The sequence below is a fragment of the Colwellia sp. Arc7-D genome (assembly GCF_003061515.1).
In the GTDB taxonomy this organism is placed as follows: Bacteria; Pseudomonadota; Gammaproteobacteria; order Enterobacterales; family Alteromonadaceae; genus Cognaticolwellia.
The window spans coordinates 1314306-1332134 of the sequence record NZ_CP028924.1; the positions used below are offsets into that span (position 1 = coordinate 1314306).

At 37.3% G+C, this 17829-nt stretch carries 13 protein-coding genes; 7 read left to right on the top strand and 6 right to left on the bottom strand.

The genetic code is table 11. From position 1 onward, the window contains the following. Positions 1-168: 168 nt before the first annotated feature. Positions 169-1368, top strand: coding sequence for a DEAD/DEAH box helicase (locus tag DBO93_RS05720; RefSeq protein ID WP_108455465.1), 1200 nt, complete (start codon positions 169-171; stop codon positions 1366-1368). Between the two features lie 165 nt (positions 1369-1533). Beyond that, a complete protein-coding gene (locus DBO93_RS05725; protein ID WP_108455466.1) occupies positions 1534-1794 on the top strand; it encodes a DUF2999 family protein in 261 nt (86 codons plus the stop codon). A 90-nt stretch (positions 1795-1884) separates the two neighbouring features. Here DBO93_RS05725 and DBO93_RS05730 read toward each other — a convergent pair whose 3' ends face one another. Continuing rightward, positions 1885-2547 (bottom strand): peptidylprolyl isomerase, encoded by a 663-nt coding sequence (locus tag DBO93_RS05730; RefSeq protein ID WP_108455467.1) that lies wholly within the window; start codon positions 2545-2547, stop codon positions 1885-1887. Positions 2548-2817: 270 nt separating this feature from the next. Between DBO93_RS05730 and DBO93_RS05735 the strand changes: the two genes are divergently transcribed. Beyond that, on the top strand, positions 2818-3642 hold the full coding sequence (locus DBO93_RS05735; RefSeq protein WP_108455468.1) for a hypothetical protein: 825 nt from the start codon (positions 2818-2820) through the stop codon (positions 3640-3642). A 47-nt stretch (positions 3643-3689) separates the two neighbouring features. Further along, positions 3690-4163 (top strand): RDD family protein, encoded by a 474-nt coding sequence (locus DBO93_RS05740; RefSeq protein WP_108455469.1) that lies wholly within the window; start codon positions 3690-3692, stop codon positions 4161-4163. Between the two features lie 118 nt (positions 4164-4281). On the opposite strand, the gene xylB is transcribed toward DBO93_RS05740, so the two are convergent. Beyond that, the gene (gene xylB / locus DBO93_RS05745; protein WP_108455470.1) at positions 4282-5739 is read right to left on the bottom strand and encodes a xylulokinase; all 1458 of its coding nucleotides are present in this window, start codon (positions 5737-5739) and stop codon (positions 4282-4284) included. Positions 5740-5976: 237 nt separating this feature from the next. Between xylB and DBO93_RS05750 the strand changes: the two genes are divergently transcribed. Then, positions 5977-6804: an SDR family oxidoreductase gene (locus DBO93_RS05750; protein WP_108455471.1), complete on the top strand. Its 828-nt coding sequence runs from the start codon at positions 5977-5979 to the stop codon at positions 6802-6804. 152 nt (positions 6805-6956) lie between these two features. On the opposite strand, the gene DBO93_RS05755 is transcribed toward DBO93_RS05750, so the two are convergent. Together DBO93_RS05755 and DBO93_RS05760 are read right to left on the bottom strand one after the other, a co-directional pair. Beyond that, on the bottom strand, positions 6957-8537 hold the full coding sequence (locus DBO93_RS05755) for an MCP four helix bundle domain-containing protein (protein ID WP_108455472.1): 1581 nt from the start codon (positions 8535-8537) through the stop codon (positions 6957-6959). Positions 8538-8921: 384 nt separating this feature from the next. Further along, on the bottom strand, positions 8922-11201 hold the full coding sequence (locus DBO93_RS05760; RefSeq protein WP_108455473.1) for an FdhF/YdeP family oxidoreductase: 2280 nt from the start codon (positions 11199-11201) through the stop codon (positions 8922-8924). A gap of 465 nt (positions 11202-11666) precedes the next feature. Here DBO93_RS05760 and DBO93_RS05765 point away from each other — a divergent pair, with 465 nt between their 5' ends. Further along, entirely contained in the window at positions 11667-13187 is a 1521-nt protein-coding gene (locus DBO93_RS05765) for an MFS transporter (RefSeq protein ID WP_108455474.1), read from the top strand. A gap of 14 nt (positions 13188-13201) precedes the next feature. Here the strand turns inward: DBO93_RS05765 and DBO93_RS05770 are convergent, their stop codons facing one another. Next, the gene (locus DBO93_RS05770; RefSeq protein WP_108455475.1) at positions 13202-14257 is read right to left on the bottom strand and encodes a hypothetical protein; all 1056 of its coding nucleotides are present in this window, start codon (positions 14255-14257) and stop codon (positions 13202-13204) included. Between the two features lie 115 nt (positions 14258-14372). Continuing rightward, on the bottom strand, positions 14373-15425 hold the full coding sequence (locus DBO93_RS05775; RefSeq protein WP_108455476.1) for a hypothetical protein: 1053 nt from the start codon (positions 15423-15425) through the stop codon (positions 14373-14375). A 364-nt stretch (positions 15426-15789) separates the two neighbouring features. Between DBO93_RS05775 and DBO93_RS05780 the strand changes: the two genes are divergently transcribed. Continuing rightward, the gene (locus DBO93_RS05780; RefSeq protein ID WP_108455477.1) at positions 15790-17823 is read left to right on the top strand and encodes a methyl-accepting chemotaxis protein; all 2034 of its coding nucleotides are present in this window, start codon (positions 15790-15792) and stop codon (positions 17821-17823) included. The last annotated feature ends 6 nt before the right edge of the window (positions 17824-17829 follow it).

Consider the following 17829-nt stretch of genomic DNA (forward strand, 5'->3'; position numbering starts at 1 on the left):
ACTTTAGGTACTTAAGCTAAAAGTGTTCTTCAATATAAATGTCTATTTAGGCTATTCACATTACTTCAAGCGCAATCTGAAAACTGATATACTTTCACCTTTATTTTTCTGTTAAATATTTTAATTGGTATTACATGTTGTATACCTATTATACGCTTTGGATACTGTATGCCATTTTCCCAACTTGGGTTGTCAAACCCGATAGTAAATGCGATAGCTGATTTAGATTATCGTCAACCCACTGATATTCAAAAACGCGCCATACCTGTTATTTTATCAGGTAAAGATTTAATTGCCGCTGCACAAACAGGCACAGGGAAAACTGCAAGTTTTGTTCTGCCTTTGCTAGAGAAATTGCATGCTAGTGAAAATGATACTGAGCGTAATTTACGTGGCAAACGTATTCGAGTGTTGATAGTAACGCCGACGCGCGAGCTGGCGGTTCAGGTTGAAGCTAACGTTGCCCAATATAGTAAATATTTAAACCTCAGTTCAATGGCGATGTATGGCGGAACAGAAATAGAACCCCAAAAGCAACGCTTGATCTGGGGCATCGATATTCTGGTAGCAACTCCTGGGCGACTACTAGATATGGTTCATCAGAGAGCGGTATACTTTGATCAACTTGAAGCTTTTGTACTTGATGAAGCCGATAGAATGTTAGATATGGGTTTTATTGATGATATTAATAAAATTATTGAACGTTTACCTGAGCAACGTCAAAATTTATTATTTTCCGCCACTATTTCAGATGATGTTAGAGCACTAGCTAAACGAACACTGCACCAGGCTACAGAAATATCAATTGCTCAAAACAGTGCTTCAAAGCCTAAAATTGCACAGTGGTTAGTAACTGTAGATAAAACCAATAAATCAGCGTTACTAAGTTATTTAATTAAAGAACAACAATGGCAGCAGGCGTTAATTTTTATTGAAACAAAACACGGAGCCGCCAAGCTTGTTAGTCAGTTAGAAAAGCGTGGAATTGCTGCAGAGTCAATTCACAGTGGTCGAACGCAAGCGGTACGTGAACAAATATTAAATGACTTTAAAGCGGGTAAAATTAACTTTTTAGTTGCTACTGGAATAGCAGCGCGCGGTATCGATATTGGCGAGTTAGCACGGGTCATAAATTATGACTTACCCGATCAAGTTGATGATTATATTCACCGTATCGGTCGTACAGGTCGAGCTGGCAAAAACGGAGAAGCTGTGTCTTTTGTTGCCAAAGATAACTTTAGAAACTTGTGCGCTATTGAAAGTCGTTTAGGGCATGTTATTGAACGAAGAGAATTTGAAGCGTTTCCCGTTAAAAAAATAGTACCTGTTTCCATTTTAAATTATGTGCCGAAAAATAGACGTAGTTAATCACTTCTACTTATTTGTATAACAAAAGCATAACTCCGCTTTTTACATTCTAAGTAGGAATGATAGAATAGACACAACACGGTTAACGCTAGTAATTTAAATGCTTAAGCTGAAAGTTAAGTAATTTACATAAGTAAAAATATAAAATATAAAGTAGGAAGTTTTATGAACCCAATTATTGCAATTTTAAAAGAACACAATGTAAGTGATGAGCAAACAAAAACTGTATTTCAAGCATTAACAGAAAATCCAATGATGGCTATGGTAACGGTACAGCAGTTGGGTATTCCACCAGAAAAGCTACAAGCATTAATGATGATGCTAATTCAAAATCCTGGCTTAATTGAAGAAGCAGTAAATGAATTGGGCTTCGACTTTTCGAAAGTTGAAGCGGCTAAGGCTTCGTTAGATAAAGAAGCGCTTTAATAGTCAGTAACATTTAGTATTAACAGCAGGGTAATAAAAAAAACGCCATCCTGCTGTTAGTATCTAAACCAAATAATAGTATTTAGTTAATTATTCTACTCGAATAGTGGCTTTAATAATTTTCACTTCTTTTTCAGTACGACCAGAACGGCTACCTAAACTTTCTATGGCAGGTAACGTGTTATCTAACCCTTCGACAACTTCACCAAATATAGTGTGCTTACCATCTAACCAAGGCGTTGCAGCAAAGGTAAGAAAAAACTGACTTCCGTCAGTATTCGGTCCTGAATTTGCCATACTTAATAACCCTGGTTTGTCATGACTTAACGTGCCGTCAAATTCGCCAGCATACTTATAACCTGGATCACCTCTACCATTACCTAATGGGTCGCCACCTTGTGCCATAAATTTATAAATAACACGATGAAAAATTAAATCATCATAAAAGCCCAGTTTGGTTAAGTATATGGTGCTGGTTACATGCATTGGCGCTGTTTCAGGGAACAACTTTACTACGAGTTTTCCTTCGGTTGTTTCTAAGTCCCAGAAATATTGAGCTTCTGGGTTAAACTCTACTATTTCTGGCTTATCTAGTTTGGTTTTCCATTGCGCTTGCGTCTTATCAATTTTTTGCTGCTCAATATAAGCATTGACCGCTTTTACTGCTGGATCAGCGTTAAAACAACCTGTTAACACTAATGCGAGTAATGTGATTAAGTAGATCTTGAATGTTGAAAAATGACTTTGCAGCATACGGTTTTCATTCCTTTAATTAAATGAGTTGATATGGCGTTAGATAATACATTTTTTACGCTAACCTTAACCAGTAGGTTAGGTAATTTATAGAGGTTAATCAACTGTATTTACGATGATTTTTTATATTTCGATCGGCTAGTATAAAACTATCAGTATATTGATATTGTGCAAAACAAATAGTTTTCGTCAATAAGAATACTGTATGTTATGGTTTTAAAGAACAAAACAAGACTAATAAAATTAGCTTATACAGTTAAAGGAATGATAATGAAAAAATTTAATTCGCTGAATATTATTATATTTTTACTTTTCGCAACATTTAGCCAACTTAGTGCAGCTAAAGCGATAAGTGATGAAAACGTGACACAATACTTGGCACTTTCCGGTATTGATTCTGCTCTTGAGGGGATTCCAGCACAAATGCGTGCGATGAACCAGCAAATGCAGATGACGGCAAAAGACCCTGAACAAGCGCAAAAAGTGATGGATATATTATTAAATTCTTGGCAACTAGAAGATGTAAAACTTGTTGTTTCAGAGCACGTTAAAGATAACTTCACGACTATTGAAATGGAAAAGCTACTGATTTGGTTAAACAGTGATTTAGCAAAAAGAATAAAAATGGCTGAAGAAAAGGCTTCTGCGCCTAGTTTCAATCAAGACTTTATGAGTTACATCGCTACACTACAAACTACGCCGCCAACCACATCACGCGTTAAAGTGATAAGGAATTTTGTTGAAACAACTAATTTGGTAGAGCATTCACTCAAAATTGTTATGGCTGTAGCAAAGGGTACTGTTGAAGGTTTAACTGTGGCAAACCCGAGTCAAAATCTTAATGATGAGCAAATAAAAAATCAAATGGCACAAATGGAACAAATGATGCGACCTGCATTAGAGCAGCAAATGATCATGGTTTCTTATTTTATTTACGATCAATTAACCGAGCAAGAAATTGAACAATATACACATTTTTATCAGCAACCTTTAGGTAAAAAAGAATTAAACGTAATGTATGATGGTATTGGCCAAGCGCTTAATTTTTGGTCGACTACTGCTTTTGAAAATATCGCTTCAGAGTTCATTGAATAAACTCGATAATCATACAAATATTATTAGTAGCTGTTAAAGGTATTTAAATGACAAATAGCGATATAACCGAACATGGTATAGATGAAATTAATGAACAGGTTCAATATGTGGGTTTTTGGTCAAGACTTGTGGCCAGCATAATTGATTCAGTGCTTGTTATTATGCTCACTTTACCTATTTTATACTTTATGTATGGTGCTGAGTATTTCGATTCAGATGGTTCGCTACAAGGTTCGACTGACTTTATTATTAGTTATATTTTGCCAATAGCTGTGATTATTTTATTCTGGATTTATAAGTCAGCAACGCCAGGTAAAATGGTGATATCGGCAAAAATAGTCGATGCTAATACCGGTAATAAGCCAACCATTATGCAATACATTATTCGATACCTTGGTTATTATGTGTCTATATTTGCCTTAGGTTTAGGCTTTCTTTGGGTTGCTTGGGATGATAAGAAGCAAGGCTGGCATGACAAAATGGCGGGCACTGTGGTTATTCTTAACAAACCATCACCTTAATAAATTTTCGCGGCTGACTTAATCAAGTTAGCCGCGATTTATCTTTGGTTTATCTTTGATTTACCTTTGGTTCACTTAACGTTACTTATCGTAGCGATATAATTATCTATCGAGTTTATTAAAAGTGCGCTTTAATGCTTTGATAAATATCTTGGTATTTTTTGTGTTGTAAGCGGTAATATTTTTGCATTACTTCGTCGGGTTCAATGACTAACTTTACCTTACCGCTATTACACACAACCTTAGGTGATAAGTTTTCAACGCCTATTCGTGCTAAGCGCGCAGCGCCAAAAGCAGGCCCAACCTCTCCACCTTCTCTAAAGGTCAATGGCCGGTTAAGTACACTGGCCAAAATTCTCCCCCATAATGGGCTTTTCGAGCCGCCACCAATGACGGATACTTCGTCGATTAAACTTCCTGATTTTAAAAGTGCTTGTTGTCCATCTGCAAAAGCAAAAGCTACACCCTCTAAAACTGAGCGGCCAAGTGTTGCTGCATTAGTATTGTGATCTAAACCAAAAAACAGGCCCTTAGCATCAGGGTTGTTATGCGGTGTGCGTTCACCTGATAAGTAGGGTAAAAAAAGCACATTACAGGGCTGAGTGAAGTCGCATTTTTCAACTTCATTTAATAACGCTAATTCATTCTCAAAACCGGTTAAACGAGTGACCCAAGATAGACAGCTTGCTGCACTTAATATTACTGACATTTGATGCCAGGTATTTTCGATACAATGACAAAAAGTATGCACCGCACTCTCAGGGTTAGGGAGATAATTTTCATTAGCGGCAAAGTAAACCCCTGAAGTACCAAGCGATAGAAAAGCTTGATTAGGCTTTATAACGCCAATACCTGCTGCTCCGGCTGCATTGTCGCCGGCACCAGCTACAACAGGCACTTCATCGAGTCCCCAAGCTTGGGCTACACTCGTTGAAAGATTACCTGTAATAGCTGTTCCTTCGTAAAGGGTTGGCATATGCGCAACTGTTAAATGTGTGGCTGCTAGCATAGGAGCTGACCAACAGCGATTAGCAACATCTAGCCATAAGGTACCTGAGCTGTCAGACATATCTGAAGCAAAGTCACCGGTCATTAAAAAGCGTAAATAGTCTTTGGGTAATAAAATTTTTGCAATTTTAGAAAAGTTTTCAGGCTCGTTTTCCTTAACCCATAAAAGTTTAGGGGCGGTAAATCCAGGCATTGCTATATTGCCGGTAATTTTACGGCTGTTAGGCTGCGCTGCTTCGAGGGTTTTACATTGTGCTTCACTTCGGCCGTCGTTCCATAAAATAGCTGGCCTGATCACTTTATTGTCAGTATCTAATAATGTTGCACCGTGCATTTGTCCAGATAAACCCACTGCTTTTACTGCGGCTAATAACGCAGGATGTTCGAGTTTTATCTGTTGAACGGCATCACAGGTAGCTTGCCACCAGTCATGAGGATTTTGTTCAGACCATAGCGGATAAGGGCGAGACACTGTTAAGCTGCAATTTGCTTGTGCTAACAAAGTATCATGGCAATCTAAAATAATTACCTTTACACCTGATGTGCCTAAATCTATTCCTAAATACATATTTTATTTCACTTAACGCATTAATCTAGCTGTAATTCTAACATTAGCTTTGAGTTTTGTTGTAATCAATATAGTGCTTTAGCTATGAAATTAACATTATCTGAACAGGTGGTTATCTCACTATGTCATCGCCTTAAGTTTATTAATGTATTTATTCAGGTATTTATTCGTTCTCATGGCTAATCTAATCAAGTAAGCTACTGTTTATCAATTATTATAATTTAGAAAATTTATTTTATGACCACAAAATCTATTTTAATTACTGGCTGTTCAAGTGGCATTGGCTTGCACGCAGCGTTAACACTTTCTGCGCGCGGCTATCAAGTATTTGCTACAGCGCGAAAAGCACAAGACGTTGCGGATTTACAAGCCAAAGGCTTAACAGCGTATCAACTAGATCTTACAAATACTGACAGCATTACCCAAGCTGTTACGAAAGTGCTAGAACAAACAGGTGGGCGTTTAGACTATCTGTTTAACAATGGTGCTTATGGTCAACCTGGGGCATTAGAAGATTTACCAACACAGGTACTGAGAGATCAGTTCGAAACCAATGTTTTCGGTTGGCATGAACTGACCAAACAAATAATTCCAGTAATGAAACGCCAAGGTCATGGTCGAATTATTCAGTGTAGCTCTGTGCTAGGGGTTGTATCTATGGCGTATCGTGGTGCTTACAATGCTTCAAAATATGCTATTGAAGGATTAACCGACACATTAAGGTTAGAATTAAAAAATGCTAACATTGAGGTTGTTTTGCTTGAGCCGGGCCCAATAAATACACAATTTAGAGCGAATGCATTATTGGCTGTTCAAGCTAATATTGATATTGAAGCTAGCGATCATAAAGTACAATATCAACAGCAAATTGCGCGTTTAAGCAGTGAAAAATCGAATGCTCCTTTTACCTTAGAGCCCTTACATGTTACTCAAGCTTTGATTCATGCTTTAGAAAGTAAACAACCTAAGTTGCGGTATAGAATTACCACTGCAACAAAGATTTTTGCCGTATTGAAACGACTATTGCCAGCGCGTTGGTTGGATTATTTGCTTGCGAAAGGGTGATTGGTTTAATTTATTGTAATGGAAAGTTAGATTAATAGGACAAGTATTTATGGCTGATTATGTTAACTTTTCAGGGGTGTTGTTAATCTTTGTCGCTCTTATAAGATAATGTATTACTCTGGGCGTTTTGAACTAACACTTTTATGAATAAATTACATATGCAAGTTATCTTTTTGGGGAGAAATTAAGGGGAAATCTAAAGTAAAACATGTGTTTTTTCCTAATTCACTATCTACTTTAATTTTACCCCCCATTAAGCTTACTACAATATTAAAAATGATATTCAGGCCTAAACCTGAACCCCCTTCACCAAGTTTTGTCGTATAAAAGGGGTCAAAAACTTTACTAATAGACTCTTTTGATATGCCTTTACCATTGTCTTCGAACTTGATAATTAATGATGAATTATTCTGTTGAGCTGAAATAGAAATAACGCCAGAATTTATACTGTCAAATCCGTGGATAATGGCATTATTAAATAAATTAGTAATGATTTGGCCTAAATGTCCCGGGTAGCTATCCATTTCGATGTCATTATCAATTAAATATTCAAACTTTATGTCAGTATTTTTTATTTTATGATGAAGAGTGTTTACGATTTCTTCCACGACATCTGACAGGAAAAAAGTACGTCTTGACTCATTGGTTTGGTCAATCGCCACTTGTTTGAAACTCTGAATTAGGATTACAGCTCTATCCAAAGAAGGTAGCAAAATATTTAAGCATTCAATAATTTCTTTATCTAATCTTTCTAAATCACTTCGCCTAATTTTACCTGCTTTTAAAAGAGTTGAAAATTTCTGAAAATTATCTTTTATAGTACTCCCCATTGTTATTGATATGCCTAAAGGTGTATTAATTTCATGAGACACTCCAGCTACTAAAGAGCCGAGAGATGTAAGTTTCTCTGCTTGAATTAGCTTACTCTGTGTGTGATATAATGACTCTATCATCTTATTAAATGCCACAGATAATTCAGAGATTTCATCTTTACCTTCTATTTCTAGTTGTTGTAAAAGGTCACCTGAACTTGTTAGGCTTGCTATATGGCGCTGTATCTTAAGCAGTGGTTCTAAGATAGTTCTGATTAAAAGCCAACCAATAAATAAACCTATGGTAATTAATATTGTTGTTACTAAAATAATAATTGAGCGCGAATCCTGAAAGTGTTGTTGATTGTTACTGTAAAGGTTTTGAGCTCCTTCAATATTAGTTTGGAGCATGTCTGCAATATTTATTTGCATGTCATCAAAAATAACGCGATATTCATCATTAGCTAGTCGATCTGCTTCGATATCTTGGTTTTTTTGACTTAAGACGATAATGCGTGTTGCTAATTCTTCGAAGGTTTTTAATTTAGTTTTAAATTCATAGAGTAATGTTGTTTCCTCTCCGGTATCTAATGTTTGCTCAAATTTATTCAGTGATTGATGAAAGTTGAATGATGCGTTATTGATTTGTTGTTCAGCATGCCTCATTGATTCATCGTCAGGTGAAATGATATGACTTTTTATTAAAACAAATTCTTCATATAGATATTTTCGTGCGTCGGTTAAGTTCACAAAACTTATTAAATAATTATCATAAATTTTTTGACCGTTTTTATTAATTGTATCGGTTGAATTCATAGCCACGAGAGCGATGACTAAAGGTAATATAATAAAGATACTGATAGATAAGGGGATTTTTCGTGCGATTTTCATTTGACGAAAAGTATAATTAAGTATACTCATTAGAAATACTTATTACTTATTTTAGATATTCTATAGATTAGTTTGATTCGAATGAAATATCAATTAATTACCCTTGGTTCCCTGATGAGTGCCGGTTGAATTATAGCTTTTGATAAGTCATTACTTAGTCAGTTTTCCCGATTTTTGGTAACTATGCAAAACTACTTTTTGTGTAGTTATTTTTAATGTTGAATTTGCATAAACGCATTCAGTTACTCTCATTTATTTCTGATAGCAATAAATGAGAGTAACAAATCAGCGTTGAATGGATTGGCAATATCGGCTTTTTGGAGATAGTAAAATCCACTTAACTTTCATTCTACTAATTGAGTGCTGTAGAGTGCGCCAATATGAACACACGTGTAAGACCTAGTTTGCTCAGTATTATATTTTCTCAATAGAAACCGCAATCGATTTATAAGTGGGTGTACCGCAATTATCAGCCGTACTTTCTAACGGTACAAGTGGATTGGTTTCAGGGTAATACGCTGCTGCACAACCTTCTGGAATAGCATATTCAACCACTTTAAAGTCAGTAATCGAGCGAACTATATTGTCGTTTGAAACTGTGGTGATTTTAACTTTGTCACCATTTTTTAATTGTTGTTTAGCCATATCATCACCATTAACAAATACTACCCGGCGTTCGCCATAAATACCTCGGTAGCGATCGTCCATACCGTAAATTGAGGTGTTGTATTGGTCGTGTGAACGTAACGTTTGCAGGGTTAAAATTGGCTTGTCGGTAAACTCTTTAGCGACTTCGTGCGCTAACTTTTCAGGTAATAGGGCACTTGAAAAAGTAGCTTTTGACGCGCTGGTTTTCCATTGACGTTGGGCTGCTTTGTTTTCTAAATGAAAGCCTCTGCCAATTTTTATACGTTGGTTGTAATCTACAAAGTCTGGTAGCACTTTACTAATATCTGTTCTAATTAAGCCATAGTCGCTCATTAGCTTGGTCCAATTAACAATGCTTTCACCAACAGATGCTGTTGCTATGCCAGCAACAATGGCGGTTTCTGAACGTAAATGTGTTGAGGCAGGTGTATTTTGACCCGTTGAGCTATGTACCATGCTCATAGAGTCTTCTACGGTAATGCATTGTTCTCCACTTTTTTGACTGTCAATTTCAGTACGTCCTAAACAAGGGAGAATTAAAGCTTTTTTACCGGTAATTACATGGCTTCGATTAAGCTTAGTGCTTATTTGCACGGTTAAGTCACATTGTTGTAATGCTTGATAAGTTCTTGTTGTATCAGGGGTTGCAGCAGCAAAGTTACCACCTAAAGCAATAAATACTTTCGCCTTGCCTGACAACATAGCGTGCAATGATTCAACGGTGTTTAAGCCGTGTTCACGAGGTGATTGAAAATTATATTGTTTATCTAACGCGTCAAGAAAGTCCATTGACGGTTTTTCGTTGATACCAACGGTACGGTTACCTTGAACATTAGAATGCCCACGAACAGGACACGCGCCTGCGCCCAGTTTGCCAATATTACCGCGAAGTAGTAATACATTAACCAGTTCTTGAATAGTAGCGACAGAATGCTTGTGCTGGGTAATGCCCATAGCCCAAGTGAAAATAACCTTTTTATTGCTGGCATAAATATCAGTAATTTGTTCAATATCGGCTTTTGTAAGCCCACATTGTTCGATAATTTGCTGCCATGGTGTCGCTTCTACACTGTGCTGATAAGCTTCAAAGTTATGGCAATGTTCTGTAATAAAAGCACTATCAAGTACGGTGTTGTCTTGTTTAAATCGTTCGAATAATGATTTAGCTACGCCACGTAAAATTGCCATATCACCACCAAGTTTTGGTGTGAAGTAATATTGGCTAATATTAGTGCCGGTGAAAAGGATCATCTCTTTCGGGCTTTGAGGATCTAAAAATTGTTGTAAGCCTCGTTCTTGCAAGTTATTAATGCTAACAATAGTAGCGCCTCGCTTACTCGCTTTTCGTAACGTACCTAGCATGCGAGGGTGATTTGTGCCGGGGTTTTGGCCAAAAACGAAAATAGCATCTGCTTCATCGAAATCTGCCATGGTCACTGTGCCTTTACCAGTACCTAAGCTGCTGGTCATGCCTATGCCTGATGCTTCATGGCACATATTAGAGCAGTCAGGAAAATTATTGGTGCCTAATACACGGCCAAATAATTGATACAAATAAGCTGCTTCATTACTGGCTCGGCCAGAGGTATATAGCAAAGCTTCATTTGGTGACGTTAGTTGTTTAAGGTTATCAGCAATTACGCTAAAGGCTTCGTCCCAAGTTATGGCTTGATAGTGATCACTTTTACCGTCATAAAACATTGGCTGGGTTAAACGGCCACTTTTTTCTAGCGAGTGATCATCCCACTTTTTTAATTCAGATATAGAATGTTGCTGAAAAAAACTCGGATCAACTCTTTTACTCGTTGCTTCCCATGCTATTGCTTTTACGCCATTTTCACAAAAATCTACTTTACCTGCATTTGGAGAGTCGCCCCAAGCACAGCCCGGGCAGTCAAAGCCACCGGGTTGGTTGGCACGTAATAACGCTTTAACGTTTTTAGCGGCGTTCTCACTTTTGATTATATGCTTAGCCGAGCTTTTTAGTGCTCCCCAGCCTCCTGCAGGTGATGAATATGCTGGAGATGATTTTGTAGACTTTGACATGTAAACTCTCTTTTATGCGTAAGGTTAAATACGCGAGATAAAATTGAATAGCATTGTTTTATTTATTTAGCGGACGGCTAACTTTGTCAGTCGGTATATAAAACGTAAAATAATAGCCAGAATGTGGTCATTATTGATAATTGCTAATACTAAAATATGACAAAAATAGCTGAAAATTAACTATTTAAAACGCTATTGTTTATGATGTTGTTTAATTTTATCGACGTTATTGATTATAGCTACTTGCTAGGAATCATTATATGACCAAGACTTTTTGTCAATGCTTTAAATGTTGGCTATTGAATAGACTATTGTTGATGTTGACTCTTTAACTGGTAAGTGTTTTATTCACAAGAGAGTTAACCTAACTGGCTAACCTTCACGATAATTAAAAATTGGCAAATTGCTAATTTTTTCATTAAATGCCGCAAGCTAATTTATCAGGCATGATCAAAGGAAAGTTCTGTGCAAAAAACCTTTAAATCGCTGTTTTCTCTATTTTTAAGTTGCTTCATTTTATTGTCAGGTATTGGCTTGATTAACGTATTATTGCCAGTAAGAATGAATTTAGACGGCTTAAGCACTGAAGTTATTGGTATTGTTTTATCACTCTATTATGTCGGTTTGCTCATCGGCGCACTTTACAGCACGAGTTTAATCAAAAGAGCCGGACATATTCGTATGTTTGCTGGCTGTGTTTCATTAGGTGCAGCAAGTATATTACTGTGTAGTCTACATTCAGATGCTGCACTTTGGGGCGCAATGCGCGTAGTTATGGGCTTTTGTATTGCTTGTGCATTTACGGCTATGGAAAGTTGGTTAAGTGATAGTTCGAGTAAAGAAACTCGCGGGCAAGTATTGGCAATATACAATGCAGTAGTATTGGCAGGGCTGTTCGGTGGGCAGTTTCTTATTAATGTGGCTAGTGCTAAAGATAATATGCTTTTTGTTATTGCAGGCATATTAATGTGTATCGCGGTTATTCCGGTTGTAATGAGTCGTCATGCGGGTCCGATACTCGAAGAGTTTAGTTCGATGTCGTTGCGTTTGTTATATAAACGCTCGCCTCTTGGCGTTGTGAGTTGTTTGATCTCCGGCATGCTTTATTCTGCCATTTTCAATTTATTGCCTGTGTTTGCAAGAGGGGTCGATATTACGGGCTTTCAACTCTCACTTTACATGGGCGCAGCTATATTTGGTGCGTTTATTTTACAGTTTCCTGTTGGGTATTTGTCTGATCGTTTCGATCGTCGAACTGTGTTACTTGTTATGTTGATAATATCGGCGAGTGCTGGCATTAGCATAACAATATTAGCGTCTTTGGGAATTATATGGGCGGTATTTTTAGCCACAGCTATTACGTGTGGCATTATTGCTTGTACTTATCCGTTAAGTATTTCTGAAGCGCTAGATAGATTACGACAAAGCGAGATGGTTTCTGCTATGTCATCAATGATTTTAGCGTTTGCAGTAGGCGGTATTCTAGGGCCATATTCAGCATCTTTGATGATGGATAAGTTTGGTGGTTCGGCTTTGTTTTATTTCTTGGCCTTTATTCAGTTGTCATTAGCTTGTTTTGTTATCTATAGAATGACAGTTCGCTCGTCATTGCCGATAGATGAGCAAGAGCAATTTGTTATGCAAGGTTCGGTTATTACTTCTGCTGTTGAACTTGATCCCCGTACTGAGTATCACGAACCTCAACATTTACCTCGTGCTGTAGTAAAAACATCACTTATGGTGGCAGAAGCTGACCCTGAACTTGCCATCGATTTGTGTGTAGCGTTAGCAAAAATTAAATTAGGGCGTGGGTTAGCAGTGGCAAAAGCACTCGTGGTATTACCTAATATTAATGCGGTAAACTTATACCAAACACTCAGTAACGCTTTACCTGAACATTCAGTAAAATTAAAAGCCGCTTTAGTGTCAGTTAAACCTGAACTTGCAGATGAGTTAGCGAAAGTAACACCGACGAATTTATCATAATACATTGAATTTATTTATCTTCCTTGCGCCATATTTTGCAACAGTTGTAATCGTTGTTTTTCCTGCTGACTAGGTTGATAAGGTAAGTTACTGAGGCTTGAAGTAGCAAAGTCTTTTATCTCAAATTGAGTTAAGGCGCTATCGCCATATTTAGTTGGCGTCCCAGGTGCTGGCGACATTAACTCAATGGAGAAGGTCGATAAATAAAATGGCGCCTGTCTACCTTGTAACACGCTTTGATGAGCCTTTAACTCTAAACTAGCGTTACCTTTATTAAGTTTTTCCTTACTAACTAAGTGGGCGATAGGTTGGTTATTAGCATCAAATAAGTTAGCGCGCACACGATAAAGCCCTTGCTCTCGGGTGGTTAAATTCGCTGTTATTACCATATCTGCATCTTGGCTAGTTGCAGAGTCAAAACTTTCTAGTGTGGCAACTGAGTCAACATATTTCAGGGCTAAAGCAATACTAATGATCTTACCTTTAATATTTGCTTTAACTGTTGCTTGAAGTTGATTTGGCAAGTTACGCTCGCCATCAAATTGAGCATGCCAGATATTGTTATCTTGCTCAAATTTACGAGTTAATAGTATTTTACCGCTAGTTATATCGGTAAGTATCAATGAAGCATTAGCAATATTCTCACCTGAGAGGGTTGCAAATACCGGCTCTGGATAGGTATAGCGATATTTTGATAATGATGCGGATACAGAGTTACCAAGGTCGTCAACCGGAATAGATTGTGGGTTAAAATGATTGGGTTCTAAACGGTCAAAATCATTTTGAGTTAATGGCTGTGAGTAAGGCGGAAAACTGAGTTCGCTGGCGTAGGCTTTTGCCACTAGAGTCGCTGAATCGTTAGAGGTGATTTTCTCAGATAGAGCGGTAACTGTTTCAGCTTTTTTACTGATAGCTATTTGTGCTGAGCTTACTGGCTTTATTATCGGTTTACTTATCGAAGGTGTGTTCATCGTTGTTTTTTGTACTGGTGTTGCAGGCCAAAACAACCAAGCAGAAAAAACTATAACGCTTAACACCATTAATCGCTTTAAAACGGCTTTGTTTTTCATAGCAAAGTTTCTATCTTTTAATATTTATTTCTATCGCTAATAAGGCTGTGTATCTGTCGTTATTAATACTATTAGATACCCAGCCCTGCTTATTATTTATAAAAAATCACTAACTTTAGTTAGGTATAGCGTCATATATCAACGTTGACATGCTGTCTGAAGCTGAATTTTCTACATAAAGATAATTACTTTTCCAAATCCACCAACCAGACGTTTTAGTGTAGGTGTCAAAATGGATACTTTCTCCAGATAAGGTGTTTTGTTGATTACTGGCTGCGGTTACTTTACCTGCTTGTCTTGGTTCAAGTAGTGAGCCGTGGCTATACTTTTCGCCCATTAACATCGGGTAGTGGTAAGGCATAAAACCTGAAACCGCATTGTTTTGGTTTGCTATTTTTCCATTAAACGCTATTTGTGAACTACAGCTGCCAAAACGTGCTTGACGATTACCACCACATGAAGAATGAGTACCTACAACGCCATCATCATTACCTTTAATAAACGGGCTTGTAACACCTAAATACTCTGTAGCATCGCCAACAAAACGTAAACGCGGAATACGTGCATCAGGTAGCGGCGCAAGTTGTCGAGCGTTATTCACTTTTAAGTCGTGTAATACACCCATTTCATCACCTAAGTCGCCTCCAAGCCAAGCTTCTAAAGCGGCTTCAATAACGAAGGTCCAGGTTTCAGTGCCTTGAGCAACACTTACCGCTAGATCGGCAAGTTCACTACCACCGCCAGCACCTGCAATATCGAATGTTGCAACAATATTAAGCGGTGCTAAACCAGCATTTTCTAACCAAGTTTCTTGGTTATCGATAATATAACGTGCAACTAAATCACCAGTAGAGTGCGTTACAAATATACAACCAGGATCACAAAAATTGCTTTGAGAAAAAGATTTTAACTTTGGCCAAAGATAATCAGTAGCTATTTTACCTTCGATTCTCTCGTATGACGGCCAATCAATACGGGCGTCACTTAGATTATCCCAATAGCCTTTCCAGTAGTCTTGACCGCTTGCTGTTACGTCACCATCAGATATTAGTTGTAGTGGTTGAAGGCCGTGTATCAGTACTATTTTGTGTTCTTTACTGAGTGCTGCTGTTGAACAAAGTGTTAAACCGAGCGCAGCAATAGCTGCTACATGCTTGATTGCATTCATATATTTCCCCATTATTTTTATAGTTATTTTAATTACGTCATATTTTTATTATAGTTACTTAACTGATCGGACGTTCGACCAGTTAAGTGATAATAGAGGAGAGTTTAATTATAATCCAGCTCAAATTTTAAAAACGTCGGTTATAAACCTAAGGTTTAAAATTAACTTATTTACTGTAAAGATTGCTAAAAAGCATGTTTACCAACCATAATATTAAACAAGGAATTGAACTGTTTTTTATTTTGATCGTTAGGGTGTTTGTTTTTAGTACTGTTTACATTTCTTTTGTTCAACCTATAATCGTGCCCAATCATCATGATTGATTTTTCAATACATACATAAGAAAGTTTATTTAGAGGTGTCTATGTACAAGCTACCATTAACAATAAAACAAAAAATAATAATGGGGTTTAGCACAATAGGAATTTTATTAGTTGCAGGAAGCATATTTTTTTACAATTCATTAAACCAAATCAGTCAAGCAAACAGTAACGTTGAGTTATTGGCTGTTCCTGTTCAAAAGCAAAGTAACGCTTTGCAGATCAAATTACTTAATATGATGAAAGTGGGGGCTTTGGGCTTCACACAAACAAAGACTGAAAATTTGATTAAGAGTGAGCAAGAATATGCCGAATTGAATCAGGAATTTCAATCCGCGGTTACCGTGCTAAGAGGTAAGTTAGTTGACCAACCCAAAATGTTGCAAACACTCAAGCAAGCTCAGGGATACTATCAATCTTACGTTAGCCAAAGTGAGAAGTTTTACTTTTCGAAAAAAAATGTTGCGACAGCAAATGAAGCCTTTGAAATTAACTATCAAAAATTTCTAACAAGCCGTGATCGAGCAAGTAATAAAATGCTCGATTTAGAGTTGCTTGTATTGCCTGGCGATGGTCGTTTATTAGAAGATATTATTGGTAACGGCGCAAGAATAGACGATATGTTATTTACGCTGCAAAGTACTATGTCAGGTTTAAAGCAGGTTACTGAGCTTGATGTTTTAGTACAGCATAAGGATGATGTCAGTTTTTTAATTGCTAATATCAACAATAACTACGAATTTATGCAGCGGTTATTTACTAGCGTTAACGATAAGTCGTTACTTGAAGAGTTTGCTGCTGAGTTTGCGACTTTAAGTAACTTATTGGTAGAGCCCGCTGAATTATACCAAAACAAACAACAAGCCCTTGACGACTTTACCAATGCAAACTTGGCTTATAATCTTTCTGTAGAAAGTTTTAATGATAGTTATCAGCAATTAACCTTGTTGTTATCGTTAGCTGAAGCTCGGTTTGATGAACTACAATCAGCAACTAAATCTAAAGTGGCTACGGGGGTTAATTTAGCGATTTATATGGCGTTTATTTTTGTTGCATTAGCAACATTCATTGCCGTGGTAACTACGCGGATAATGTTAGGACCTTTAGCGTCGGCCAATAAATCACTCGCGTTGATTGCGCAAGGAGACTTAACCCAGCGGCTTACAATTACCAATAAAGATGAGTTTGGTGATTTATTTAATAACATTAACAAACTGAGTGATGACTTAACGTTATTACTTAAAAACATAAGCCAAAATGCATATTCTTTAGATGAGTCATCGAAGGTCACTAGCGAACAAAGCCATCGAATTGCTCAATCTACATCAGCTCAAATTACGCGGGTAAATAATGCTAAAAAAATTGCAGAAAAGATGTTTATCAGTTCATCAAGTGTTACAGATGAAGCAAACTTAACCGCTAACAATGTTTCAGAAGCTTCAAAGCATAGTTTTGAAATACGCACTATCGCTGACGATAACAGTAATCGAATTGAGTCATTATCGACTAGTTTAAGTGATTCAGTTGAAGTAATGGCGAGATTGAGTAAGCACAGTGACAGTATTGGTGGCATTTTAGATACTATCGGTAGTATTGCTGACCAAACCAACTTATTAGCATTAAATGCCGCCATTGAAGCAGCAAGAGCAGGTGAGCATGGCCGCGGTTTTGCCGTTGTAGCTGATGAAGTTAGATCGCTTGCTTCACGTACCCAAGCGTCAACTGCTGAAATTCAACAAATGATTAATTCTCTGCAAAAAGAAACTCAAACCGCAGAAGTTGCTATTTCTCAAGGACAGAATAAAGCGGGTGAGTGTGTATCTCAAAGCAAAGAATTGAATAATGCGATTAAGCAAATTGAAAGCGCATTGCACACTATTGATGAAATGAGTAAAAGTATTAGTGTTGCTTCGAATGAACAGCTAGGTTTTAGTCAAGATATTGAAGTTACGATGAATGAGGCCGCAGAAGCCGCGACACATAACGCAGCCGAGTCACAAGATTTATCAAATCGCAGTGATGAAGTGAATAAACTTGCACACTCGTTAACTGATTCTGTTGCACGATTTAAACTTTAATTAGAC

Coding starts and splice junctions, on each gene's coding strand:
- DBO93_RS05770 (WP_108455475.1), bottom strand. CDS start 14,257: ATGAAAAACAAAGCCGTTTTAAAGCGATTAATGGTGTTAAGCGTTATA.
- DBO93_RS05750 (WP_108455471.1), top strand. CDS start 5,977: ATGACCACAAAATCTATTTTAATTACTGGCTGTTCAAGTGGCATTGGC.
- DBO93_RS05775 (WP_108455476.1), bottom strand. CDS start 15,425: ATGAATGCAATCAAGCATGTAGCAGCTATTGCTGCGCTCGGTTTAACA.
- DBO93_RS05720 (WP_108455465.1), top strand. CDS start 169: ATGCCATTTTCCCAACTTGGGTTGTCAAACCCGATAGTAAATGCGATA.
- DBO93_RS05780 (WP_108455477.1), top strand. CDS start 15,790: ATGTACAAGCTACCATTAACAATAAAACAAAAAATAATAATGGGGTTT.
- DBO93_RS05725 (WP_108455466.1), top strand. CDS start 1,534: ATGAACCCAATTATTGCAATTTTAAAAGAACACAATGTAAGTGATGAG.
- DBO93_RS05760 (WP_108455473.1), bottom strand. CDS start 11,201: ATGTCAAAGTCTACAAAATCATCTCCAGCATATTCATCACCTGCAGGA.
- DBO93_RS05755 (WP_108455472.1), bottom strand. CDS start 8,537: ATGAGTATACTTAATTATACTTTTCGTCAAATGAAAATCGCACGAAAA.
- DBO93_RS05740 (WP_108455469.1), top strand. CDS start 3,690: ATGACAAATAGCGATATAACCGAACATGGTATAGATGAAATTAATGAA.
- DBO93_RS05730 (WP_108455467.1), bottom strand. CDS start 2,547: ATGCTGCAAAGTCATTTTTCAACATTCAAGATCTACTTAATCACATTA.
- xylB (WP_108455470.1), bottom strand. CDS start 5,739: ATGTATTTAGGAATAGATTTAGGCACATCAGGTGTAAAGGTAATTATT.
- DBO93_RS05735 (WP_108455468.1), top strand. CDS start 2,818: ATGAAAAAATTTAATTCGCTGAATATTATTATATTTTTACTTTTCGCA.